Below are 24,111 nucleotides of genomic sequence, written 5' to 3' on the forward strand. Positions count from 1 at the left end.
CTAGTATTAAGACTATCACTAACTTAAGTGATACCAACTGTCTGGAGATTCATGGGGCCAGTCTATGCTGAAACAATGGGATGCGCTGAACGAATACTGCCGCAACGGTCAGGTAGAGATCGACAATAACATAGGTGAAAACGCGCTGCGCACGGTGGCGGTTGGCAGAAAAAATTATCTGTTCTTCGGCTCTGATAACGGCGGTGAGGCCGCGGCGATCATCTACAGCCTGCTCGGCACCTGCAAACTAAACGGCGTGGAGCCGGAAGGCTGGCTGCGTGAGGTGATAAGCAAGATCAACGACTGGCCTTCAAACCGGGTAGATGAGCTGCTGCCCTGGAACCTCTCCTCCGTAAAATAATCCTTACACCACGTTCATGACGGAGCGCTTACAGGGCACCATGCTGTTTTGTTTTTTAGATTGATCATGTCAAATGTATAATACAAGTAAGGTTTGCTTTGAATTTGTGTTGAACTCCAATAAGGCGATGCTCCTTCACCATTATCTTGGGGTATGTCAAAATATGATTTAAAAAGGTCATTTTTAAGACAGATATTTGATGATAGTAAAGATAATTCCTCGATACCTGGCAGTCTCCACCCATTCCCTTGTTTTGTTGCTTCACCAATAGCTGTACTCAACGTAAGGGGAGTTGGTTCTCCAGTACATCCATTCTCTTTATTCCATTGCATGCCGAAAGTGCAAGCCTGCCATTCAAGGTTTTTTAAAATATCTATCACTGTCGAATTTCCGGTGATAAAATCACACTGAGCATATGTAGAAAAACTACTCATAGCTAATGATAAATAGATGAAGTTTTCCATTGTTTTCCTGATTGAATTTATAAGCCATCACAATGAAGTGATGGCGACAGTTAGGTTTATTTAAGGTTATCAATTGCGATTCTTGAAGCTTCTGCGATTACTTTATCCTCATGCTTGGCTTCTTTTTCGTTTTTTGTTGTGTATACAGAAATTATAAGAGGAGCCCGGTTCTTTGGCCAGACTACCGCATAATCATTTGCAGTACCGTATGCTCCGCAACTACCAGTTTTATCGCCAACTACCCAATCGCTTGGTACGCTAGCACGAATACGCGCTGCACCGGTTGTGTTACCCTTTAACCATGTCTGATAGGTTTCCTTTTCACGCTCACTAAGTATGTTACCCAGAGCAAGAGTTTTCAGGCTCTTAGCTACTGCTGCAGGTGTAGATGTGTCACGTTCATCGCCTGGAATAGCTGTGTTTAGATCTAACTCCCAACGATCGAGTCTAAAATCTTCATCTCCAATCGACCGCATGAATTTAGTCATACCCTCAGGACCACCGATATAACGTTCAAGAATAATATTAGTAGCACCATTGTCGCTATATTGTAAAGCGGCAGCAGCCATATCACCTAATGACATTCCATTATCTTTATATTTAGTTGTGATGGGTGAATGGAACTCTAAACTTCTTGTATTGTAATTCACGATCTGATTAAGATTGAGTTGATTATCTTGAGAGCCTTTTAATACAGCAGCAGCTAAAAAGCCTTTGAAAGAACTACATAATGGAAATCGTTCATTTGCTTTGTACGAAAATGATTTACCTGAGCCAGTGTCTAAAGCGTAGACACCAACTCTACCATTGAAATCTGTTTCAAGGTTTTTAATCTCATCGATACCCTTTGTATTGGCCTGTGAGAAAAATGATATTGAAAATAAACAAGAGATAAACAAGATGGCTATTCTACTTGGTTTTACATTAAGTGACATGGTTTTACCTTATATACAATTTTCTATATTAACTAGGACGTGGCGGGTATTAACTTTCAACAGGGGGTGATTGTACAGTTGTTTTTTTTCCTTTGAAGCAATATAATTTTTATACAGCCATAACTTTTCCTTTGGGTTACTATGCGTGCCAGATTACCTTTAAATGCATTACGAGCTTTTGAAGCTTCTGCAAGATATCTAAATTTTACTAAAGCCGGACTAGAGCTTCATGTAAGCCAGGCTGCCATAAGTCAGCAGGTCAGAACACTTGAACAGATGCTTGGTGTGGCTCTTTTTACAAGAGTACCGCGTGGGTTAAAGTTGACAGACGAAGGCTTGCATCTTTTGCCTTCGATTACAGAAGCTTTGCAGATGATGAGTTCTGCCATGGATAAATTCCATGAAGGTAAGATTAAAGAAGTGCTTACTATTGCTGTCGTTGGGACTTTTGCAATAGGTTGGCTCCTTCCTCGGATTACTGAGTTCCTTAATGAAAATCCATGGATTGATATTAGAATTTTAACGCATAATAACGTTGTCAATCTTGCTGCAGAAGGTATTGATGCATCTATTAGATTTGGATTAGGCGGCTGGATTAATACGGAAAATGTTTTACTCTTTCAGGCGCCGCATACAGTATTGTGTTCCCCGGAAACATCCAAGAAACTGTGTATTCCATCAGACTTAAAAAAAGTTTGCTTACTGCGCTCCTATCGAAAGGATGAATGGAATAATTGGTTTAAAGCTGCTGGGATCGACTCTTGGACTGTTAATGGGCCTATCTTTGATTCTACCAGACATATGATAGATGCTGTAAAATTAGGTGATTATGCAGCATTAGTTCCTTATCATATGTTTCAAAAAGAATTAAATGAGCGCTCCGTAGCAAAACCTTTTGAAATTTATGCCACGCTTGGCGGTTATTGGCTGACTTTACAGAAATCTCGGGTTAATCATAATAGTGAAGCACTTAATGTTTTTAAGGAATGGATTATCGAGCATAGCAGAGAGTTTGTACTTAAATCCTAATGATCTTGACCCGCCATCTCCGGACAGCTTTTGTATCTTAAGTTAACGATGCCCGCTGCCGCCGGTATTCCCTCGGATATCCCAGCGCGCTGTGCGGGTGGTTTTCATTGTAATGCGTGAACGCTGCTGCAAGGTTTCGCAGGGCTGTTCTCACATCCGGTTTGGGCATGAACGCGATATAGTCTTCCTTCATCGTTTTCACGAACCGTTCGGCCATGCCATTACTCTGCGGGCTGCTCACCGCTGTTGTGCAGGGCTCCAGATTCAGTTCTATCGCGAACTTCCGCGTTTCATGCGCGGTATACGCTGAACCGTTATCCGTCAGCCACTGCACCGGTGTGTCGGGCAACCTGTCGCCGAAGCGTTTTTCCACCGATCTCAGCATCACATCCTGCACGGTCGAACTGTCATAGCATCCCGTGCTTGCTACCCAGTCTATGGCCTCGCGGTCGCAGCAGTCCAGCGCGAACGTTACACGCAGTTTTCCGCCGTTGTCACAGTCGAACTCGAAGCCATCTGAACACCAGCGCATATTGCTGTCTGCAACTGCGATTTTACCCTTATGTTCACGCTTCGGGCGCTCTGGTTTGTCATGCAACAACAACAGGTTATGCTGGCTCATTATCCTGTAAAGACGTTTGGCATTCACAGGTGGATGTCCCTCTGAGCGACGTTGCTTGGGCAGGATGCCCCACACGCGTCGATAACCATAACTCGGCATATCGCTGATAATGTTGAGGATAGCCGACAGTATTTCAGCGTCAGCTTCGTTATTACGCCGGTTACCGCGCCTGTCCAGCCAGTCGGCAGAACGGTTCATCCGCAGTGACAGCTGCGCACGCGACACGCCCATGGTGCGGCTGACCAGGGCTATTCCCCGTCCTTTTGCAGCAAGGGCGCGTGCGCTATCCATTTTCGCGACTGACCGTACTCCACTGCTTCTTTCAGGATCTCAACTTCCATTGTCTTCTTGCCCAGAAGGCGCTGGAGTTCCCGAACATGTTTCAGTGCTGCTGCAAGCTCAGAGGCAGGAACGACTTCCTCCCCGGCCGCAACGCCAGTGAGGCTGCCTTCCTGGTATTGTTTCTTCCACTTGAACAGCAGGCTGGGCTGGATACCATGCAGACGAGCGACGTGGGAGACATTCATTCCTGGCTCCATCGTCTGCTGGATAAAAGCGATTTTCTCCTGAGGAGTCTTACGTTTGCGGGCTTCTTGCCCTAACAGGATCCCGGTCATCTCAAAATTGGCGTTAGTGTTAGACATATATTCAAGCCTATCTCTTATCTGGAGATACAGCTACTGTCTGGTGTTTCAGGGGGCTACATCAGGCCAGTCTACCAGGGTAGCAGTTCGCTGACCCGATTGTTCGGCCAGCCAGCTATGACATCAAGCACATGACGGAGGTAGTTTTCTGGATCAACTCCATTCAGTTTGCATGTACCGATCAGACTGTATAGCAACGCTCCACGCTCACCACCGTGGTCCGAGCCGAAGAACAACCAGTTTTTACGACCCAGACTGACCATCCGCAGCGTATTTTCAGCGATGTTGTTATCGACTTCGGCCCTGCCGTCTTCCGCATAGTACGTCAGTGCCGGCCACTGGTTCAGGGCGTACGTGAACGCCTTCGCCAGCTCAGAGTGTCGCGACAGCGTTTTCATCTTTTCATACAGCCAGTTTTCCAGGGCTTACAACTGTGGTTTAGCTTTTTGCTGACGTTCAGCAAGGCGTTGCTCCGCCGGCATTCCCCTTATTTCCGCCTCAACGGCATACAGCTCGCCGATACGCTTCAGGGCTTCATCTGTCAGCGCCGACGGTGTGCGGGCGTGCACATCGTAGATTTTACGGCGGGCGTGAGCCCAGCAGGCGGCTTCCGTTATCCGGCCATCGCGGTACAGCTCGTTGAACCCGGCGTACGCATCCGCCTGCAGCACACCACTGAACCCTGCAAGATGGGTCTGCGGATGGATGCCTTTTCTGTCCGGGCTGTAAGCGAACCACACCGCCGGCGCGACTGCTGATCCAGCGTTGCGGTCATCAAGAACATACGTCCACAACCGCCCGGTCTTTGTCTTCTTATTGCCCGGCAGCAGCACTTGTACTGGGGTATCATCGGCATGGAGTTTGCCGTCGGTCAGGACATAGTCCTGAAGCGCTTCCTCCAGCGGGGACAGCAGCCGGCAGCATGCATCCACCCAGCCCGACAACAATGAACGGCTCAGTTCCACACCCTGGCGGCTGTATATTTCTGACTGACGGTACAGTGGGGTATGCTCTGCATACTTTGAGCCAAGCACGCGGGCCAGCAGCCCCGGTCAGGCGATACCCCGCTCGATGGGGCGTGAAGGTGCGGGGGCCTGCACGATAGCATCGCATTTTGTGCAGGCGTGTTTTTCCCGCACAGTCCGGATAACCCGGAAGGCGCTGCGCATCAGTTCCAGCTGTTCGGCGGTATCTTCACCCAGGTAGCTTAGCGCACCACCACACTCCGGACAGCACGGCTCTGTCGGCAGCAGCCGCTTTTCGTCACGGGGAAGTGATTCAGGGAACGGTTTGCGGGTAAGGGTCTGACGCAACGGGCGTTGCACGGCCGGGTCATCAACCCGACCGGTAAGGGTATCGCTTTCTTTCTGCAGCCGGTTCAGGTCGGCTTCCATCTGTGCGATACGAAGGGATATCTTTTAGGAACGGCCGCCGAAGTTCATCCGGCGAAGCTTATCAAGCTGCGCCTGCAGATGGTCTATTTCGCGCTCCCGGTCGGCAAGCTTTTCCAGCAGGGCGCGGTTCAGTGCTTCCTGTTCGGCAAGGCGCTGTTTCAGCTGAAGGATATCGTCAGAAGAGGTGTTGTTCATAAGCCAACATTTTACTAGGCTTATAGGATAAAGAGGCCTACAGCATGGTCAGGGAGGTCAGAAACCGCTTCGGCTGTCGCCAGTCGATGCCTTCCAGCAGCATTGCCAGCTGCGCCGGTGTCAGGAACACTTTGCCATCGCGGGCCGAGGGCCAGACGAAGCGGCCGCGTTCCAGCCGCTTGGTCAGCAGGCACAGCCCGTCGCCGGTAGACCACAAGAGTTTGACCTGACTACCGCTGCGGCCCCGGAAGATGAAGACGTGGCCGGACATCGGGTCATCTTTCAGCGCCATCTGCACCTTTGCGGCCAGGCCATTGAAGCCGTTGCGCATATCGATGATGCAGGCAACCAGCCATATTTTGGCGCCTGTTGGTAACGGGATCATCGCTTCAGTTCCTGTATCAGCAGAGTCAGAAGACTTTCACTGACTGTGCCATTCAGTCGGAGCGTTCCGTGCCGGAACGTTACCTCACAACTGATACTAAGAGCCTCAGGGTTCTCTGCGAGCGGTTCTGGTTGTACGGCGGTGGCATCGAGAGTCACAGGAAGTAGCTGAGGACTTTCTGAAGAAGGTAATAGCAGCGTTCCCTCGCGCCACTGCTGGCGCCATTTAAACAACAGATTGGCGTTGATGCCGTTTTCAAGCGCCAGTTTTGAGATGGATATACCGGGTTCGCACGAGGCCGCAACGAGCTGCTGCTTAAACTCAGGAGAATAATTAGGGCAGCCTTTACGCCTGCCGGAAGTCACATTTTTCTGCATATCTGACCCTTTGGTTCCCACCATTATTTGGTGTACACCACTTTGTCGAATACATCCGATTATGGCCAGACGGCTCTCTCTGGACGCTTACCTTCAACGGTGCCGGAGTTCGCGATACCGCCCGGACGCTGAAAGTGGGTATCAATACCGTCATCCGGACTTTAAAAAACTCTCGCCACGACGAATAACGTCATCGCCAGTGGCCCATGCTGATGTGGCGCTTATCTGTGAACTCGACGAGCAATGGAGTTTTGTTGGCAGTAAGGCCCGGCAACACTGGCTCTGGTATACGTATAACACCAAAACAGGCAGTGTACTGGCATACACGTTTGGTCCACGAACCGATGCAACCTGCCGCGAATTACTGGCACTGCTCACCCCCTTTAACATCGGTATGCTGACCACAGATGAATGGGGCAGCTATGTCAGAGAGCTCACGAAAGCGAAGCACCTGACCGGCAAAATCTTTACTCAGCGTATTGAGTACAACAACCTGACACTGAGAACCCGAATCAAGTGTCTGGCTCGCAGAACCATCTGCTTCTCCCGCTCTGTTGAGCTACATGGAAAAGTCATTGGTGCTTTTATCGGAAAATACATGTTCTACTAATTGGAGGCATCACCAAATAGACATTCAAATATAAAAGATGAGCATGATATTATTTTCTTGTAACAGTTCGAAATATTGTATTATTGTTAACCGGTAGTTAAAATCAAACCGCATTCTATTGCAATTTATGATAAATTTCATGTTAAAATAAAGAAAATCAAGCCATAATTACTCCATGGGCAAAAAGCATGCTGTCAGTATGATTTGGGTATTTTAACTACATTAATAAGCCTGCCTCTGCGCAAGTATATATACCCGCCCAATGTTAAATCCTTAAGAACTTTATTGAGAGAACTACGGGAAATTCTGGTTCTGTTCAAAATGAAATCGAAAACAGAAATATTAACCCTATCCTCTTCAGGGTAAGACCAGATCATTTCAAGATGATTTCTGATGATATCATAGGTAGTGCAGCCTGACACCATTGAATCTCTTCTGTAATGGTATTCTGCCGCTTGTGATAAGATAACGGAAACCGCTTGCCATGAATTTTTTGCATTAAACAAATCAAGAGCAGCAAGCCTATCTATAGCTATAATCTGAGATTCGGTCACACATGTAAGATGATGAAAATATAATCCTGTAAAAATACTTTCAAGACCCAGCAAAGCTTTCCCTTTTGTTGTGAAAACAATAACCCCATCACTATTCCTTCTTATGTCTACCATACCTTTAGTAAGTATATAAACATAAGAACACGATTCATCCTTGAAGCTTAATTTCTGTTTGGGTGCCGCGTATATAACATGATGAGGATGACTCATAAATAAAGTATCAGTCAGTTTCTGCAGGGCATCAACATTATATTTCATTTCCATTATTAATTTCCTATTTAATATTGCAGCCATATATTCTTTAGTAGCCACAAAATTGATGCTTTGCGATATTCTTCACAGCCATTAAAAAGCAACCTGGAATGAACATTACGCAATCACAAGCCGACCGAAAATAAAAGTTAAAATTAAGCATCATAGTAAGTAGAGTGAATATCTGTTTGGTACATTAAGCTTTGACATTATATTTACCCGGTGCGAGCTTACCGTTTTTTTACTGATATTCATCTTTATTGCAATCATCTCATCTGAGAAACCTGACCTATATAGATATAGAGCATATAACTCTCTAGAACTAAGCTTTTCTGAAATTAATGAACTGCAGTTTAGGTTGTAATAATTATTTTTCATCACACGTTCATCAATCTCATCAGGATGAACGACACCAGTGAAGACTTTCCTTAACGTAAACCTTTGGCCAATAAGATTCAGAGATCTTGAAACCTCAATAAATAACACATCTGTTGTATATACCTCACTTAAATCATAAGACCGAAATTTGTTTTTCACCCCCTGATAAGACATTGTTTTATATCTGATTGGATATCCATTACTTAATTTCATATCACATAACCCTTTAACCCCTGCTATATAATATTGATTATCTGATATAATAAAAATATCCACTAGACAATCCTCAAGGAAATTTAAAAGTTCACGCTTGGTTATTGTGTCACAAGCCCACCTGAATAAGTTAGCCTTTCAGTTACATAAAAACGACACCCTCTCAACAGCAAATACCACTCTTACTATCAGTGTGGATTCATGAATGAAAATGGCTTTTGCATATAAGCCAGGAAGCTGGAAATTTACGACAGCTCAGCACAGGCCATTAAAATAATTCATAGCATTTTGCATAAAACATAAAGTTCTTGCTTATTTTTAAACTGAAACTTTTTCAGTAAATTTCGACGATGGCAACTAATAGTCGTCTTTGTTATACTCAACAACTGTGATATTTTTTCATCTGAATATCCCATTTTAAAAAATTCGCATAGTCTATGTTCAGTAGGTGATATTTTCGCTCTGATAAAACTGTCATGATGGTATCCAGAGCTGAATAGCTGCGAATAAAAATCATTTATTGAATAAGAAATATCAATAACCTTAAAGTGAGACAGACGTAAATCAGCTTTCAAATGATTAAATATAACCCCTTCACAAAGAATATAATTACAAAAGGAAGCGAGGGAATCACTTTCACTATCATAAATGCAACTTTTGTAGTTTTCGTAGTTGGTTCTGGTTATTTTAATTACGGATTCATTGAAAACAGCATTCAGAATGCCAACGAGACCTAAGTTAAGGTATTGATTATCACTAATTAAAATAAATTTAATCAAAGTCACATCCTCATTAATGGATACGCCCTCCCCCGACTAAAAAGTGTGAATAATGTAATTCACATATCTGAATCAGGAGTTGAAAGTATTTAGCTATCAAACGATATAACTTTTCCATTTTCCTGAGCCATGCACACATCATGGTGATATAATGTCTTTAACGACTGCAATGATTTTTGAACGACTATTACCGTCTGTCTCCCCAATTTTTTTAGCACATTTAAATTTATAGTGCCTCCTGAAGCAGGATATTATTATTGCAAACAATAACAATAACATCACAATGCTATAAAACAGTTCTTTCGCCATTATAAGACCCTTTATGCATTTACAGTAAAACTGTATCGCATAAACACAAAAATGCAAAGTGCAAATATAAACATTCAAATAATCATAAAAAACAAAACCTAAGGCAACTTACGATCGCGACACCATTCTTTGGATATAATTATTGATTATAATCGCCACACTCCCGCATAACGGAGTTGATTGTGAATGTTACAGCATCTCTGTATTAAGGCCTACGGTTCTGCAGACATTCGCGCTATCAATAATATCGAAAAGGTTTTCTACTCTGTAGAATGGTTTTCGTATTAAGATACAACTGACGTTCAAAGAAATATTCTGATCAACATCAGGAAAATGACCAAAAAGCTGATTGCTAATCAATAAATCTTAAATCACATGATTCTCTTATGGTCATTTCTTTTTCCACAAGCAAATCAATATACGGCCTCCTTTTTTTAACCTCAACAACACGGCAGATTAGCGTATGTGTGTTATCAACATCGCTCAAAGTTATGCAGCGCTCGATTCGTTTAGTTATCACGTCATTTAATTCATTCATATTGAAATTAAAAAAGCCGAGTGAAAGAAAATTCGAGCATTCACACATGGTAGCCAGCAGGGTACTTAAGAAGTACGCTGAATGACAGTGGACCATGACCCTCTCGCTTCGGATAGAGGGAGTACACAGTGTCCTGGCGCCTGTCAGACCAGGTGGATACGTTGCCGATATATACTGTCTGTAAGCTCATCTTATACTGCGTTGTTGACAGGATGAACTCGAAAGCAGGAACAGTAAAATCAGCAGTAGGCTGAAGTGGACGCTCATGTCCGGACAGCAGTGAACTCAATTGATGCACAATGTAGCTTAAAGCCAGAAGAGCCAGAAGACATACAGAGAGCTTTCTGATCCTCATTCCCATTATTCACCTTCCTTCTGAGGTAAGAATATTGGCGTTGTGGAAAGTTCGTCCAGTGATACCTCTGGCCACATAAAACCCTGACAGTAGTCCATACCTGCGGACAGGGCTTTGTGCATAAGCGAAGTGTTTTCGATCCCCTCAGCAACAATACGGGCGTTAAGAGCCCTTGCAAGGGAGGAAAAAGAGTTAAAGAAGGACACTCCTTCTTGCAGTAGAACAAGATCTCTGAATAACTGACGGTCGATTTTAACGACCTCAAAAAAGCCTGTCATTAGCCAGGACAGTGCTGTCGCGCCTGCACCAAAATCGTCCAGCCATAGTGTAGTCAGTCCACGCAATCCCTGCAGGATGGGGTCATTGTCAGGGACTGTATCTTTGTTGATAAAGCGTTCGCTGATCTCAAGACGGAGTAAAGGGGCCAGTGTCTGTACACGACCTGAAATATAAGGGTCACCGAGCAGGCTGAGAGCTTGTCCTCGGTTAATATTGAGGCTGAAAGGGATATCGCGAATACGTGACCACTTCACGAGTTGGGAAAGGATATCCAGCTGCCAGCAAAAGATACGGAATTGTTCACTCTGGGGAGATTTGGAAAAAAACATTTCCGGAGAACAAAGCGCTCCAGTATCACGATCCTGCACACGGCTCAACATTTCAAGAGCAATAAGTCGGCCGTCCATATCCCAAATGGGGGCGAAAACGGGTGTAAGATGCAATTCCCGACCGAAAGCCTGAACAACCAAGGGTTCAACAGCTTGTAGCGTTTGGGATTCGCTAAGGAATTTTTCGGAATGCATATATTCTCCATTCTGGCCAATTTTACGCGCCGGAAACAATATTTCTACAAGTGTGTGCTGATTTCTGTTACCACTTTCAGGATAGTTATCACTATCTTCGATAACTAAACATGCCAGGTAAGCCCACAAAAGAGATGCAGGCGGAGCGCATGCCCCCGGAAGTCAGGCGTCAGACCAGCTAAACCGCAATATTAGGGCAGTCGTTGCGGCGTACCGGTCCTAACACAACTAACGCGGCGTAACGCTTTCCGTCACGTAGCAGCGTATTTTTCTTATCCAGGAAAGGCAGAACGCATACGACCGCGTCCTGTCCACCTTTTACTGATGCTCTGTTACTGAACGGTCACATTAATTGTTGCAGTGGCACGCACAGTCCCTGCACTCACTGTCCCGGTCCGAACAAAACGCACACCCCATATCTGTGACGTCGAGGTGACAAACCCATCCCCGGCAACGCTGCCATTCGCATTCACCCGTTTACCGCTGCCGTCCAGCACCTCGACCGCGATACCTGTTGCTGTACCGCTATTCCCCAGCAGGCGAGGGTCAGAGGCATCGGTTCGTGAGGCCGACATACTCAGCGTCATTCCGCTGGTCTGAACGTTGACCGGACAAGTCACCCCAACAGTAAAAGGTTTCTGCGGACCGGTATCACCGACAGCTGGAAAACGCAGCATACTGACATTCCCAAATTCAACAGCAGGAATGGTGTCCACCACGCACTCAGGCACCACCCGTGGCGTCGTTGTGTTACGGATTGTCAATGTCCGGGTGGTACCGTCTGACAAAGTCAGGGTGCCTTTCAGCAGGGGCCCCGGACTGAACATGGCCTGTGAGATATCCACCGCACCGCTGGTATGGACCACACGCCAGGTCAGTGAACTCCAGTTAAATCCGCTGGTTGTTTTGACCCCGTCCGCTGCATTGATGTCGACCTGAGCCCCGTCAGTCTGGGTTGCAGTAAGGCGCAGACCAATCCCCGCAGTCTCACCCGCACGCGTCCACAGATCTCCGGTGCTTCCACCTGCAAGCCAATTCCAGGTGGTGTTCGTAATCGCCTTACCGCTATCATCGGTACAGGAAAGCGCAGCAGCAGCAGAAGAGCCGCTCATCGCTTCCGACCAGGAGGCTGAGGCCTTAGATGAGCCCGCCGGAATACTCAGATCACCGATACTAATGTCCAGGTAACGCTCAGTATCCGTGCCCCACCCGGTACAGCCAGCCGCCTGCGCGGCGCTACCCGGGAACAGTGCGGTCAGGAGCAGTACGGTACTCGCAGCGGGCAGACAGGCACCGGGGAGGGATATCAGTTGATAAAGTTTCACGTGCATTCTCCCTGATGAATTACAGGTAAGCGCTCAGCACCAGCTGCAGCGATGTCAGCGGTACTAAGCCGGTAAGGGATACGGCACCGGGCATCATGCCCGTCGCCCCACGTGACGTCGAGAAGGCCCTCATCCGGCATGCCGCTCATGTACACCTGGCCGAAATCAGAAGCGATCCCCATACGCTGTCCTTGTGCATGGCCTTCGGTTTTATTCTGTACCAGCGTTACCGTCGTGCCGAACGGTAACGGTCTACCCTGCCGGGTGAGGGTGAACAGCACCTGGCGGCCTACAGACGTGGTAAAGTTTGCCAGCACGACGGCACCACGCAGAGGCGTCACAGTCTGACTGTTAAGCCCCAGCGTAACATCCGGACCGGCAGACAGTGGATCAAGGTTGATCCGGTTACGTCGGTAGGGCTGAAGGCTGGTCATGACCGTATAACCACGCCAGTCTGTGCGGGCTCCGGTGGTGTTCTCCACCCGTACCCCGTCCGCACCCGGCGCCCGCACCAGCGCCATGGTGTCCCCCAGCGACTGGGATAGTGTCACGCCATAGCGGGTGGCAACTACACCGCCCTGCACGCCATAGCTGAGCTGCTGCTGGTCACGCCCGTAGCTGTAACCTGCCGATACCTTCCCCCGTCCGCCGCTGTAATTCCCGTTTAGAGAACCGCTTTTCGTGTCCTTCACGCCGTCCCCCCCCCCCGAGACCAGAGACTGCGTTGCCCCCCAGGACAGGCGGTTATCCTCCAGCGCGGTTCCCCCTATACCGGCACTGTGTGCCGTACGGCCAGTGTCGTCATGCGTCATGCCGTAGTTGGCCCACAGGCTGTGCCGCCACTCGCTCCCCATAAGCCAGTCCTGCAGGGGAAGCTGGACGTTCAGGCTAAACTGGCGGTCGTTTTTACGGTCCGTTCCGGGCCAGGCGCTCAGCATGTACCCGAGGCTGTAACTCACCCGCTGGGCGGTCACGCTGTAGTTCAGGGAGACGGACCGCTGGTCGTCGGCAAGATCCCAGTAGGTTTTACGGCTGCCGCTCAGCGACAGGGACCCGATATCTCCGAGGCGCTGGGTCAGATTAAGCTCCAGCGCCTGACGGGAACGGCCGTTGATGACAGGTGTGCTCCACACGCCATCAGGTGTCCAGGAGGTGACCGTGCTGTTTTTCCCGACCAGCACGCTGGCATCCCGGAAGCTATAGTACCCCTGCGTGGAATACCGGTAGGCGGCCAGAGTGACCGTGGTACCGGTTTCCGGTACCCCCTTTGAATAACGCAGCCGCCAGGACTGGCCGTCACGCGCCTCAGTCCCCGGCAGGACGGTATGCGACTGCGTCACGTCGGCGGACAGGGCACCCAGCACCCCCAGTCCCGCACCGCTTCCCAGACTCCACGCCTGATAGTCGCTGCTGAGAAGTCCCCCGCCATAAAGGGTGAGATCGTAGGGCAGACCGTAGATGAGGGAACCCTGAGCAAACTGCGGTGTCCTGCTTTCCTGGCCGCTGTTGCGGTAGCGGCCGGCAGTCAGGCCATAACGTAACTGCCCTTCACGCTGCATCACCGCCACTGAAGAAAATCCCTGTACAAAACTGGTAGAGGCCCCATCTGCCTCGCGCACAGTGACATACAGGTCTCCGCTGAGTGAGGAGGAGTTCAGGTCACGGATTTCGAACGGCCCCGGTGCCACCGTTGTCTCATAAATCACGTTGCCGTTCTGTCTCACTGTCACCCGGGCGTTACTCCTCGCCGTTCCGCGTACGATCGGGGCAAAGTTACGCTGCAAATCGGTATACATCTCTTCATCGGATGCCAGCTGCACACCGCGGAACTGCACGCTGTCAAACACCTCGGACGGGGTATAACCGTCCCCCACGGTCAACAGCCCTTTCAGCGGCGCGACCGGGCGCTGGGCCCAGGTGTTGATCGCAGTCCAGTTACGGGAGGTCCGGCTTACGGTACTTTCACTCCTGTCGGTACTCCGCGTCAGCGTCTTGATGGTCATGGTGGAGAAATTACGCAGCTGCCAGCTCCCAAGGTTGATGCCGTTGTTCAGCGACAGAAAGTAGCTGCCGCCCCCGTCGCTATCTGCACTGCCCGCTCCCCGCGCGCGGGTATGGCTGGCGCTGAAGTTGTAGTCGGTCATGGCCGCAGTCAGCCCCTCGTCCCAGAAGCGTGCATCCACCGCACCGCTCTCCTCACGGGCCAGATAGATTTCCGGGACGGTCAGGTCAAGTCGGCTACGGGAGAAGTCAAAACGGGCCCGTGCGCCCGGAACTGCATCCAGCAGACCGGCGACCGGTATGGCTGCATGTTCCGGATCGGTCTGAATCCCGCTGCCGTCAAAAGCTGACGCGCGGATCCCCAGAAAGAGGGCATCGTTCACCGACAACGAGGCAGCGAGACGCCCCGTTCCCGGCACCTGGCTAAAGGCCACATCGCGCGACTCAACATAGGTACCGTTAAGCCACAGCTCAACCGGGTAGATACCCGGCAGCTGTTCGCCGCGGGCGAGACGTGCCAGCGCCGCCTCGTCAACCTCCTCCGGAGCCGCCGAGTAAACTGCGCGTGCGGCAGCTCCGGTTCCCGATCCGGACGACCCGAGCCCCAGCAGGGCCGGGTTAAAATAGTCTTCCGCCTGAACCGGCCGGGCAGCGGTCCCGCAGAGCAGCATTATCAGAACAGCAAGCCGGTGCAGACGGCCTGCGGGATAATTCCGGGCCATCGCACCCGGGAAAAAGAGATCATGCATAGTCTGGATCCTATTCAGCATAAAAGTGGTATTCCCGCAGCCCCCTCCCCCGCAGACCGCATCACCGTGCTGTTACCGTAAGCGGCGGAGTCAGCCCGCCAAAGTCGTTAAGCGACACATACGTGACGCTGTTTCCGTGCGCCTTTTCCGGCAGCGTCCAGGACTGCGTTCCCTTCGGCGGCACCATGCGCTTATCCGCATCCTCAACCGTAACGCCACCCACTTTCAGACTGTTAACGGTCACGTTATAGGCCGTGGGGTTGGTAGCAGTGAGGGTGTTGCCAGCGCGGGAGAAGGTCAGGGCGCTGTACGCCTCAGACGGTTTTCCTGCCAGCCCTGCAGGACGGTAAAAAAGCTTGATCCGGGTGTTGAACGCAAACTGCACGTAGTTCGTGTCCGGGGACGGTTTTTCACTGGCGGCAATGGATTTGATGTTCAGCCAGAACACGGATTCCCGGTCGCGGGGAAAATCACCGCTTGCCCTGACGATCCGCACGCTGTTCTCCCCTGTGTCCTGGCGGTAAAGCGGCGGTGTGGTGATAAAGGTGCCTTTCGGCAGTTCTGCGGTTTTTTCGGCGCCATAGCCTTTATAGCTCTCCACCCAGGTCTGGATAAGGAAGGGAATGGATGAGGTGTTGATAACGCGTACAGTTGCTCCGTTATCGGCTTCATTGTAAATGACACGCGTGGCGCCGACGGCGATTCCGCCGGTCACTTTACCAGCCCGGGAAGCGGGCTCCGCGGCTCCTGCTGGGGCCGCCAGTGTCAACAGCGCGGAAAATAGGGCCACCAGACAGGCCGGCAGGGTTGTCCCGGCGCGGGACGAAAACAGGGTACGACCCCGGTGAACAGGAAGATTCCAGCGTAAAAACATATCGACCCCAACATGATTTTAGACAATAAGAAAAAGCGCTGTAAACAAACGGCACTAAATATCGGGCGGTATACAGCCGGACGTGCCCAGTTTTTAAGCCCCCCTGCATCAGGCAGGGGGGGAACTCACGCATTAAACGTAGGTAAAGGTTGCCGTGGCGGCACCGACCACCGTACCGGCACCAACCGCTTCTCCCTGCTTCAGCGGCACAATCTGCGCGCGCAGGTACAGGGTACCGTCCTTCAAGCCGTTGGTTTCTTTAAGCGTAGCGGTGGCACTCGGGGTGCCCACCGGCAGGGGGCCGGCCGGGAAGGTACCGACGCTGGTGCCGCCGATGATGCCGATACCGACGTTGGTCGCGTCGCCGGTGCTGGCGATGACGGAGGAGAAGCCGGCTACGTCAGAAGTTATGGAGGTACCCCCGATTGTCACGGCGGCTGTGTCGTAGGCCGCATCGCAGCTCTGGAGGTCTAACTTGAAGGTCACGGGTGACAGGTTGTTGGCGTTAAGCAGGTCAGACGGACCGACGGTCGGAAGGGTGACGATCTGGTTAATGCTGTCCACGCCGACGGTGCAGGTCTGCGGGGTTATGTTGCCGTTGACGGTCAGTACGGCAGCGGAGGCACCGTACGTGGCGGAGAGCACTGCGGCGGCGAGTGCCAGTTTGGCTGCGTTGAATTTATTCATTAATAAGTCCTTAAACGAAAAAGGTTTTGTGTTCAGAAACGGAGGTTCTGTGTTTAACGGAAGGCGCGGCATCATCAGGAGTAGGTGAAGGCCACGAGAAAGGTCCCGCTATAGGTGCCCGCTGATGGCGTCACAAACTGGGTGTTTTTGTTATAAGCCGAAATCCCGACCGTCACCGGTACGGTGGCAACACCGTTGGTAATGGTGGCCTCATTAAGATTGTTTGATCTTCCGTCAAGATGCAGTCTTTTTGAGAGATCAGTCTTAGGGCTCTGCATAACCTGGAAAGATACATTATCTACACCATTTGCCAGCCCCCAGTCATTGTTAAGGGAATGGGTTATCCCCTGATAGGTGTAGGCGCTGGTCACCTTGGTCAGGCCCGCCGGGCAGTCCGTAAAGTTAAAACTGCCACTTGCGGAGTACTGAGCACTATTACCCGAATCCATCAGGTTTTTCGCTGTCACGTTCGGAATGGTCAGCGTCTTGGCGGCATCGGCAGCATTCAGCGTGCAGGTAGTGGAACTTACAGCACCCTTGAAGTTGATGTTAGCGTCAATAGCCATCGCCCCATAAGAAGTCAGAGCTGTCACCACCGCTGACGTAATTAGTAATTTTTTCATATATTTCCTCGTATAAATTTCATACATTCAGTATTGATTTAGGACAGGCGTCGTATAAAGCACAAAGTAAATGACACGGCTACTTTTATGCGTTTCAGTTGGCTTTTGTCTTCATGATGGGACACTTCATGATGAGACATTTGGGGCCAAACTGTTAAGATTTTGGTTTAAGGCTTAAATTTTTGCAACAATTAATCAAAACTCCTGTTTGTTTTTTTTTAACTTATTGTTTTTTTTACCTTTTAATTTTAAAAAGTTTACATTGATTGACACCTCCAATCAGCCCCCCCCACCCCCCCCACACACACCATGTACTCTCCGGCACAGATTGAGCATGTCTATGTACGTCATACAGTAGAATATTATACTACCTATTGGATAGTCTAGCTCCACATACAGAATTTAACTCTGCCAGGCAGCCTCTAAATGCCCAGGAATATAATGAAACAATTTGGCCCCAAATGTTCCCACTGCGCTCCAAAAACGAGCAGAAATCAACTAAATAGACTCAAAATTTGAATTATTTATTCCTGTAAAGAATATTTTTTTTATCCCAGATGCCTACGAACCTGGCGGCGTTACTGGCGGTATATCGTACAGTATGTCTTATATTACGATGGCCAAGATAGTCCTGAATGAGACGCGTGTCAGTACCGCGCTCAGCCAGCTCATAACCACACGCATGCCTCAGCATATGTGGATATGTCCCAACTACAGTGCCTGCTTTCATTCCAGCATTGCTGATAATACGCCAGGCCTGCTGTCGGGAAAGCCTGGAACCTCTGCACGATATAAATACTCTCTCAGGTTCAACGTCCATTGACCACATGGTTCGTTGCTCCTTCCATTTTTTTATAGCGTCTAGCTCGTCTTTTAATAGAGGATGAACTGTCGACAGACCGTTTTTAAGACGGCGAATTAGTATACGACCTTCATCCATATCCAGATCTTTAAAGCTCAGGTTTAACAGTTCACTGATCCTGAAACCATGACGAAAGGCAAGCAGAATGAGACAGCAATCACGTGCGCCTGTCCGCCCATATTGAGCGGCGCTAATGAGCTCTTGTACTTCACGCATAGTCAAAAAATTACGCTCTGTCATATATACCTCTTATATGAATTACGGGCTCACATTACCCGTCCAAAAATTACTTATAACCAAATGCAATCAGATACTAAATCAGGAAGGCAGAATTAACATTAAACAATAAATGCGAAATCAACTGTGAAGGTGATTTTAGGATTTTTCCATATAAAAAATGTTATATCATAGCATAAATTTTATTACTCAAATAAGATAGCCACCTTTACACAAATAAGAAAGTCGACATCAATATGAAAATCAGAATAAAACCCTCCAAAGCATGGTGATTATATAATGAAATAACAATACACCGCCTTTTAAAAATAAAAACCGCACACTAAGAAACAAATTATTATAAGTATCTCTCTCACGCTTAATTCAAAAATAAATCATGGCATCCATTTTATTTTCAGCATCAAAGCCAGTCATTAATAAAAATTTACTGTATTGGGCTTTGTTGAATAATTCAGAACCAGCCAACGGTAAGATGCAGGACTCCCACCTATACACTCGTTATGCGATCCTGACACTGTGCGGCATACCCAACAACGTCATCCGGTTTAGCGCTTTGACCATCGCCATCGCTTCACTTACCTGAGCGCCATAGTTCCGCAGGCTCAAATGGCCACCCAGCAAGGTTTTGATGCAGACATCGCTGTTTCTGCTACTGAACGACGGTGATAGCCCACTTTCTTTTTCCAGGAATCATTGCTGCCGCTCAGATGCTTATTCGCAACCGCGTGGTTGCGCTCGCGGTACTTGTCCGGCCAGTATTGCGCACCGCTTCGTGTTGGTATCAGTGGCCTGATTTTTTCCTCAGCAACGCATCATGGCAATAGCGCGTGTCATAAGCACCGTCTGCTGAGGCTTCCCTGATTTTCCGGTGAGTCTGGTTAATCAGCCCCGGCAGTGCCTGCGCATCTGTCGTAGCGCTGAGCGATAAATCGGCACAGATAATCTCGTGCGTCACACTGTCTGCGGCCAGATGAAGCTTGCGCCATACCCTGCGTGTGTCAGCCCCATGCTGCCTGACTTTCCACTCGGCTTCACCAAAGACCTTCAGACCGGTAGCATCAATGACCAGATGCGAGATTTCACCCCGGGTTGGCGTCTTAATGCTGATACTTACGCTCTTTGCCCGTCTGCTGACCAGAGAGTAGTCCGGGAAGCACAGGCAGCTCCATGAGTTTAAAAATTGAGTCAACGAAGCCCTGTAAAGCGCGGAGCGGCAGGTTTAACACGCGCTTCATCATCAGAACTGTAGTGATAGCCATATCGGTGTAGTGAAGCGGTCGTCCGCGACCTTCAGGCTGAGCCTTCTCTGTCCATGCGGCAATGGCGGACTCATCAAGCCAGACCGTCAGAGAACCGCGCTGTCTGAGCGCTTTGTTGTAGGCTGACCAGTTGGTGATTTTAAACTTTTGCTTTGCCATGAAGATCCGATTCTGAAACGACTGTAGCGTTCAGATCGGCCAATCTCCTGAAAGTTCGATTTATTCAACAAAGCCACTGTATTATTGAATCAGGATGATTATATTTTGTCAGGAGACCAGCCTTTAAATATCTACATGCGATGACTTTAGGGTTACAGGAAGCAGGAGTTACTTTATGAGTATGGTTAAACGCCGGATACTCATATAGCACCCACCTAAAAATAATAATTAATGATTTGCACTAAAGTATAATATATTGAGGCCGGGCTGACAATAATGAATTTCGTATAAAATTGTCGCCAGGATGTGGAATGTAAGTTAAGAGGTGAAAAAGCTGTTAAGTGAATGTTTTAATTTGGTAGGCAATCAGGAATTTTGCTTTTATTAAAACCTCTCTTAAATCTTTAACACCCCCCCCCACGCACATGAAGTGCAGTGCTAATAGCTTGTAAAATTGGACATCTCACTCCGACAAGTGTTTAAATCAACAAATTCGCTTTACATTAAAAACCGAGAAGTCTAAATGGTAAGCATAAAAGTGATAAGGTATGTTATCATAAGCTATTAATGACTGGTATATCACAGAATATGAATATATTTTTGTCGGAGATTGTGAAATAGCATTAACCTGTTATATTTATAAGGTGTTTTGCGCTATCAAAGTTCATGTTACTACAGGTCTCTTTAGAATTAAGACGATCTCCATCGTACAGTTATTTCCACAACTGTATGAGTTGAGGTTAGCAGGCGTAAAATTCGCAAGATTTATCTTCTTCAGATAATTTTAAAGCCTCGGAAAATTTGACTGAAAATATTCGCCACGAAACACAGCACATTTAACATTTGATCGGTTTTTTATTAATGGAGTAACATCATGGATAAGAGAAAATACTTGACGCCATATGAAGTTAGCAAGTTGTTGTGCGGTGCAGATAAAAGCCGCAACCCAGAAAGAAATTACTGTATGATATTAATGGCTTACCGCCATGGATTTCGTATTAGTGAACTTCTCTCTATTAAACTTTCTGATATTGATATGAATGCCAGAGTAATTTTTATCAACAGGCTTAAAAATGGTTTTTCTGTTGCACACCCCTGTTCTGAAGATGAGTATGATATGCTTCAAAAATGGCTTAATATCCGAAGGCTCATACCAGAAAGTGCCTTCACAAACAATGTTTTCATATCATCGTCAGGGCGAAAAATTTCCAGAACCCAGGCGTGGAAAATCATAAAAAAATGCGGTGAAATTGGTGGTCTCTCATTACACGTTCACCCTCATATGCTCAGGCATTCATGCGGATACTATCTTGCTGGCAGAGGAACAGACACGCGTCTCATTCAGGATTACCTTGGGCATCGAAATATTAGGCACACTGTTTTATATACCCAGAGCAACTTTAAACGTTTTGAAAAGCTATGGACAGACGATATAATGGAAATTAAATAACAGGCAATAGGAGTACGCATAAATATATAGCGGCCCATTTCCATCAAAAATAAGAAAGTTGACGGAGGAAGTGGGCCCGGCGGGGTTAAACTAAAATGTTATTGCATATGTTGCATCCTCAACCAGGCACCCCACCCTGATTAATAATTTATTTATGATATGTATAGTGATTTTCTTTTCATTACATATGACTATCAGAGTCTCAGTGCTTGCATATTCACATAAAAAGGAAATAATCAAGATAGACAGCACTAATTATATTTCAAAGCTGAGACATATGCCAGTATATGGATGGGGGGGGTGATGCCTCCAATTAGTAGATCATGTATTTTCCGATAAAAGCACCGATGACTTTTTCATGTAGCTCAACAGAGCGGGAGAAGCAGATGGTTCTGCGAGCCAGACACTTGATTCGGGTTCTCAGTGTCAGGTTGTTGCACTCAATACGCTGAGTAAAGATTTTGCCGGTCAGGTGCTTCGCTTTCGTGAGCTCTCTGACATAGCTGCCCCATTCATCTGTGGTCAGCATACCGATGTTAAAGGGGGTGAGCAGTGCCAGTAATTCGCGGCAGGTTGCATCGGTTCGTGGACCAAACGTGTATGCCAGTACACTGCCTGTTTTGGGGTTATACGCATACCAGAGCCAGTGTTGCCCGGCCTTACTGCCAACAAAACTCCATTGCTCGTCGAGTTCACAGATAAGCGCCACATCAGCATGGGCCACTGGCGATGACGTTATTCGTCGTGGCGAGAGTTTTTTAAAGTCCGGATGACGGTATTGATATCCACTTTCAGCGTCCGGGCGGTATCGCGAACTCCGGCACCGTTGAAGGCCATTTCGGTGATCTGCTCTTTAACCCCCGGCTTACGGGCCTCGTATGAGTAAGTGAGCTGAAACACGCGGTGGCAGTCCTGGCAGCGGAACCGGTCGTGTCCGTTCGGGTTCTGCACGTGACGATAAACCTGAGCAAACTGACAACGGGGGCAATTAACGGTAACGCTGGCCATGAGTAAACCTCAAAAGCGAGCATTATACATCGAATTCAACCAATTAGAGGCATTACCGAATTTTGTTCTTAACTCCTAAGTGATTCTTCGCCAGAGCCGTCGAAATATAGGTCGTGATCTTGACCCGCCATCTCCGGACAGCTTTTGTATCTTAAGTTAGCGATGCCCGCTGCCGCCGGTATTCCGTCGGGGGAGTGATATCCCAGCGCGCTGTGCGGATGGTTTTCAATGTTTTTTATAGGACATCCAAAGGTGCATAAAAAAACCTTTTCATGCCATTATTTCAGATGCAAAATTTTTTTAAATAAATAAAATAACATCGGGTAAATAATTTTCCCTGTATGCGGTTAAATTTCCAAAATAAAAGGTGAGAAGATGGTAAAATTATTTTCGATTTCATTAGGTATGATGTTATTTTCGGCAGTAGCAAGTGCAGCAAGCACAACTGTTCAAGGTGGTACTGTTCATTTTAAAGGGCAGATCGTTAATGCTGCATGTTCAGTAAGTGCTGAAAGCTCAGACCAGACGGTTAATCTCGGACAGTACAAAAGCTCTCTCTTTACCTCAGTAGGAGTGCGTTCTGGTGCAATTCCATTCAATATTGTTCTGAATGATTGTGATACTTTAGTGGCACAAAGCGCATCAGTTGCATTCAGCGGTGCAGTTGATGCTAACGATCCAACTGTTCTTTCTACAAGCAATCTTGGCGGTGGTGCAGGCGGAGCTGCAGCTGGTGTAGGAATTGAAATTTCTGATAAACAAGGAACCGTTTTGACTCCAGATGGTTCAACTTTTTCTGCTCCAAATACTTTGATTACAGGTACAAATACTTTGATATTTAATGCTCGTTACAAATCAACAGCTGCAATTGTTACACCAGGTGAAGCTGATGCAGATGCAACATTTGTAATGCAATATCAGTAGTACCTTATAATTAATGCTATCGTCCAGGGAAGGATGAAGGGTTAAGGATTAGAGGATAAATAATGAATCTAAATAATATTGCCAAGTTTATTTTTATTTTTGCATTGCTTTCATTTACTAAAGTAGGTGTGTGTGGGGGGATCGCATTAGGCTCGACACGCATTATTTATAACGCAGATAAAAAAAGCACAGTACTGAATATTACAAATAGTGATGAAAAAAAAAGATTTTTGATTCAATCTTGGATAGAAACTGAAGATGGGAAAAAAAGTGATAATTTTATTCTTACTCCGCCTTTATTTGTAAGTAAGCCATCATCTGAAAATACCATTAGAATATCTTACATCGGTGATGGAGAAGCGGCAGGTAAAGAAACAATATTTTATTTGAATAGCAAAGCCATCCCATCATTGGAAAAAAAAGACATGGATGGTAAAAATGTATTGCAAATTGCTGTGCTGTCGCGCATAAAACTCATTTATAGACCAAATGGAATTTATGGCTCTTCACTTGATGCATATAAGAAACTCCAGTTTTTACCAGTTTTAGGTGGTATGCAAGTTAAAAACCCAACTCCATATTTCATAACATTAATTAACTTCAAAATAAATAATGAAAAAGTTTCAACTCATATGTTTTCTCCGTACAGTACAACCTTGGTACCATTTGTAAAACATGATAAAATAATCAACTTATCATTTCAAAGTGTGAATGATTTCGGTGGGAACTCTCCAGTTACATCAGTTAAGCTGTGAG

The 24,111-nt window shown here is 47.4% G+C and carries 20 protein-coding genes and 4 pseudogenes; 6 read left to right on the top strand and 18 right to left on the bottom strand.

Features of this window, described 5'->3' with window-relative positions:
• Positions 1-64: 64 nt before the first annotated feature.
• Positions 65-361 (top strand): annotated as a pseudogene (locus V4835_RS00680) (transposase domain-containing protein); the annotation flags it as partial.
• Positions 362-375: 14 nt separating this feature from the next.
• Here V4835_RS00680 and V4835_RS00685 read toward each other — a convergent pair.
• Positions 376-825, bottom strand: a complete 450-nt coding sequence (locus tag V4835_RS00685; RefSeq protein ID WP_172689073.1) for an Lcl domain-containing protein — start codon at positions 823-825, stop codon at positions 376-378.
• Between the two features lie 56 nt (positions 826-881).
• Positions 882-1,760 (bottom strand): carbapenem-hydrolyzing class A beta-lactamase IMI-6, encoded by an 879-nt coding sequence (locus tag V4835_RS00690; RefSeq protein WP_063860570.1) that lies wholly within the window; start codon positions 1,758-1,760, stop codon positions 882-884.
• A gap of 141 nt (positions 1,761-1,901) precedes the next feature.
• On the opposite strand from V4835_RS00690, the gene imiR reads away from it, so the two are divergent.
• Entirely contained in the window at positions 1,902-2,789 is an 888-nt protein-coding gene (imiR, locus tag V4835_RS00695) for a LysR family transcriptional regulator ImiR/NmcR (protein ID WP_172689074.1), read from the top strand.
• A 37-nt stretch (positions 2,790-2,826) separates the two neighbouring features.
• Here imiR and V4835_RS00700 read toward each other — a convergent pair.
• From V4835_RS00700 to tnpA, 4 genes and pseudogenes are all read right to left on the bottom strand, one after another.
• A protein-coding gene (locus V4835_RS00700; protein WP_172689114.1) for an IS3 family transposase occupies positions 2,827-4,028 on the bottom strand; the annotation gives its coding sequence in 2 pieces (ribosomal slippage) (positions 2,827-3,707 and positions 3,707-4,028; 1,203 coding nt in all).
• 98 nt (positions 4,029-4,126) lie between these two features.
• Positions 4,127-5,644, bottom strand: a pseudogene (gene tnpC, locus V4835_RS00705) (IS66 family transposase).
• A gap of 37 nt (positions 5,645-5,681) precedes the next feature.
• Positions 5,682-6,029, bottom strand: a complete 348-nt coding sequence (gene tnpB, locus V4835_RS00710) for an IS66 family insertion sequence element accessory protein TnpB (RefSeq protein WP_172686950.1) — start codon at positions 6,027-6,029, stop codon at positions 5,682-5,684.
• On the bottom strand, positions 6,026-6,406 hold the full coding sequence (tnpA, locus tag V4835_RS00715; RefSeq protein WP_172689075.1) for an IS66-like element accessory protein TnpA: 381 nt from the start codon (positions 6,404-6,406) through the stop codon (positions 6,026-6,028). Before tnpA ends, tnpB begins: the two co-directional genes overlap by 4 nt.
• Before the next feature lie 86 nt (positions 6,407-6,492).
• Here tnpA and V4835_RS00720 point away from each other — a divergent pair.
• Positions 6,493-7,016, top strand: a pseudogene (locus tag V4835_RS00720) (IS1 family transposase); the annotation flags it as partial.
• Between the two features lie 194 nt (positions 7,017-7,210).
• Here the strand turns inward: V4835_RS00720 and V4835_RS00725 are convergent.
• The 11 genes and pseudogenes from V4835_RS00725 to V4835_RS00770 all read right to left on the bottom strand — a co-directional run bounded on the left by V4835_RS00725 (position 7,211) and on the right by V4835_RS00770 (position 19,973).
• The gene (locus V4835_RS00725) at positions 7,211-7,882 is read right to left on the bottom strand and encodes a helix-turn-helix domain-containing protein (RefSeq protein ID WP_172689076.1); all 672 of its coding nucleotides are present in this window, start codon (positions 7,880-7,882) and stop codon (positions 7,211-7,213) included.
• Between the two features lie 102 nt (positions 7,883-7,984).
• Positions 7,985-8,476, bottom strand: a complete 492-nt coding sequence (locus tag V4835_RS00730) for a response regulator transcription factor (protein ID WP_272755944.1) — start codon at positions 8,474-8,476, stop codon at positions 7,985-7,987.
• A 215-nt stretch (positions 8,477-8,691) separates the two neighbouring features.
• Positions 8,692-9,198, bottom strand: a complete 507-nt coding sequence (locus V4835_RS24340) for a helix-turn-helix transcriptional regulator (RefSeq protein ID WP_172686947.1) — start codon at positions 9,196-9,198, stop codon at positions 8,692-8,694.
• A 1,201-nt stretch (positions 9,199-10,399) separates the two neighbouring features.
• Entirely contained in the window at positions 10,400-11,197 is a 798-nt protein-coding gene (locus tag V4835_RS00735) for an EAL domain-containing protein (protein ID WP_248077560.1), read from the bottom strand.
• 332 nt (positions 11,198-11,529) lie between these two features.
• Positions 11,530-12,528, bottom strand: coding sequence for a fimbrial protein (locus tag V4835_RS00740; RefSeq protein ID WP_172689078.1), 999 nt, complete (start codon positions 12,526-12,528; stop codon positions 11,530-11,532).
• Positions 12,519-15,272: a fimbria/pilus outer membrane usher protein gene (locus V4835_RS00745; RefSeq protein ID WP_331411010.1), complete on the bottom strand. Its 2,754-nt coding sequence runs from the start codon at positions 15,270-15,272 to the stop codon at positions 12,519-12,521. The genes V4835_RS00740 and V4835_RS00745 overlap by 10 nt, the downstream gene beginning before the upstream one ends.
• A 61-nt stretch (positions 15,273-15,333) precedes the next feature.
• Positions 15,334-16,146, bottom strand: coding sequence for a fimbrial biogenesis chaperone (locus V4835_RS00750; RefSeq protein ID WP_320729456.1), 813 nt, complete (start codon positions 16,144-16,146; stop codon positions 15,334-15,336).
• A 132-nt stretch (positions 16,147-16,278) separates the two neighbouring features.
• On the bottom strand, positions 16,279-16,833 hold the full coding sequence (locus tag V4835_RS00755; RefSeq protein ID WP_331411011.1) for a fimbrial protein: 555 nt from the start codon (positions 16,831-16,833) through the stop codon (positions 16,279-16,281).
• Positions 16,834-16,907: 74 nt separating this feature from the next.
• On the bottom strand, positions 16,908-17,456 hold the full coding sequence (locus V4835_RS00760; RefSeq protein WP_331411012.1) for a fimbrial protein: 549 nt from the start codon (positions 17,454-17,456) through the stop codon (positions 16,908-16,910).
• Between the two features lie 520 nt (positions 17,457-17,976).
• Positions 17,977-18,558 (bottom strand): tyrosine-type DNA invertase, encoded by a 582-nt coding sequence (locus tag V4835_RS00765; RefSeq protein ID WP_172686940.1) that lies wholly within the window; start codon positions 18,556-18,558, stop codon positions 17,977-17,979.
• 495 nt (positions 18,559-19,053) lie between these two features.
• Positions 19,054-19,973 (bottom strand): annotated as a pseudogene (locus V4835_RS00770) (IS5 family transposase).
• An 874-nt stretch (positions 19,974-20,847) separates the two neighbouring features.
• Between V4835_RS00770 and V4835_RS00775 the strand changes: the two are divergent.
• Positions 20,848-21,423, top strand: a complete 576-nt coding sequence (locus V4835_RS00775; RefSeq protein ID WP_172686939.1) for a tyrosine-type recombinase/integrase — start codon at positions 20,848-20,850, stop codon at positions 21,421-21,423.
• A 313-nt stretch (positions 21,424-21,736) separates the two neighbouring features.
• Here V4835_RS00775 and V4835_RS00780 read toward each other — a convergent pair.
• Positions 21,737-22,431 (bottom strand): IS1 family transposase gene (locus V4835_RS00780; RefSeq protein ID WP_320734752.1). Its coding sequence is split into 2 segments (ribosomal slippage): positions 21,737-22,185 and positions 22,185-22,431, totalling 696 coding nucleotides; the frame shifts between segments, so codons are not numbered across the junction.
• 375 nt (positions 22,432-22,806) lie between these two features.
• Here V4835_RS00780 and fimA point away from each other — a divergent pair.
• Positions 22,807-23,355 carry a type 1 fimbrial major subunit FimA gene (gene fimA, locus V4835_RS00785; RefSeq protein ID WP_331411013.1) on the top strand — a complete coding sequence of 183 codons (549 nt, stop codon included), beginning with the start codon at positions 22,807-22,809 and terminating at the stop codon, positions 23,353-23,355.
• Positions 23,356-23,417: 62 nt separating this feature from the next.
• A complete protein-coding gene (locus V4835_RS00790; RefSeq protein ID WP_172689062.1) occupies positions 23,418-24,110 on the top strand; it encodes a fimbria/pilus periplasmic chaperone in 693 nt (230 codons plus the stop codon).
• The last annotated feature ends 1 nt before the right edge of the window (position 24,111 follow it).

Source organism: Enterobacter cloacae complex sp. CARB60, assembly GCF_036487345.1.
In the GTDB taxonomy this organism is placed as follows: Bacteria; Pseudomonadota; Gammaproteobacteria; order Enterobacterales; family Enterobacteriaceae; genus Enterobacter; species Enterobacter asburiae_D.

Coding starts and splice junctions, on each gene's coding strand:
- V4835_RS00740 (WP_172689078.1), bottom strand. CDS start 12,528: ATGCACGTGAAACTTTATCAACTGATATCCCTCCCCGGTGCCTGTCTG.
- V4835_RS00685 (WP_172689073.1), bottom strand. CDS start 825: ATGGAAAACTTCATCTATTTATCATTAGCTATGAGTAGTTTTTCTACA.
- V4835_RS00765 (WP_172686940.1), bottom strand. CDS start 18,558: ATGACAGAGCGTAATTTTTTGACTATGCGTGAAGTACAAGAGCTCATT.
- tnpA (WP_172689075.1), bottom strand. CDS start 6,406: ATGCAGAAAAATGTGACTTCCGGCAGGCGTAAAGGCTGCCCTAATTAT.
- tnpB (WP_172686950.1), bottom strand. CDS start 6,029: ATGATCCCGTTACCAACAGGCGCCAAAATATGGCTGGTTGCCTGCATC.
- V4835_RS00760 (WP_331411012.1), bottom strand. CDS start 17,456: ATGAAAAAATTACTAATTACGTCAGCGGTGGTGACAGCTCTGACTTCT.
- V4835_RS00775 (WP_172686939.1), top strand. CDS start 20,848: ATGGATAAGAGAAAATACTTGACGCCATATGAAGTTAGCAAGTTGTTG.
- V4835_RS00755 (WP_331411011.1), bottom strand. CDS start 16,833: ATGAATAAATTCAACGCAGCCAAACTGGCACTCGCCGCCGCAGTGCTC.
- fimA (WP_331411013.1), top strand. CDS start 22,807: ATGGTAAAATTATTTTCGATTTCATTAGGTATGATGTTATTTTCGGCA.
- imiR (WP_172689074.1), top strand. CDS start 1,902: ATGCGTGCCAGATTACCTTTAAATGCATTACGAGCTTTTGAAGCTTCT.
- V4835_RS00745 (WP_331411010.1), bottom strand. CDS start 15,272: ATGCATGATCTCTTTTTCCCGGGTGCGATGGCCCGGAATTATCCCGCA.
- V4835_RS00790 (WP_172689062.1), top strand. CDS start 23,418: ATGAATCTAAATAATATTGCCAAGTTTATTTTTATTTTTGCATTGCTT.
- V4835_RS00690 (WP_063860570.1), bottom strand. CDS start 1,760: ATGTCACTTAATGTAAAACCAAGTAGAATAGCCATCTTGTTTATCTCT.
- V4835_RS00735 (WP_248077560.1), bottom strand. CDS start 11,197: ATGCATTCCGAAAAATTCCTTAGCGAATCCCAAACGCTACAAGCTGTT.
- V4835_RS00750 (WP_320729456.1), bottom strand. CDS start 16,146: ATGTTTTTACGCTGGAATCTTCCTGTTCACCGGGGTCGTACCCTGTTT.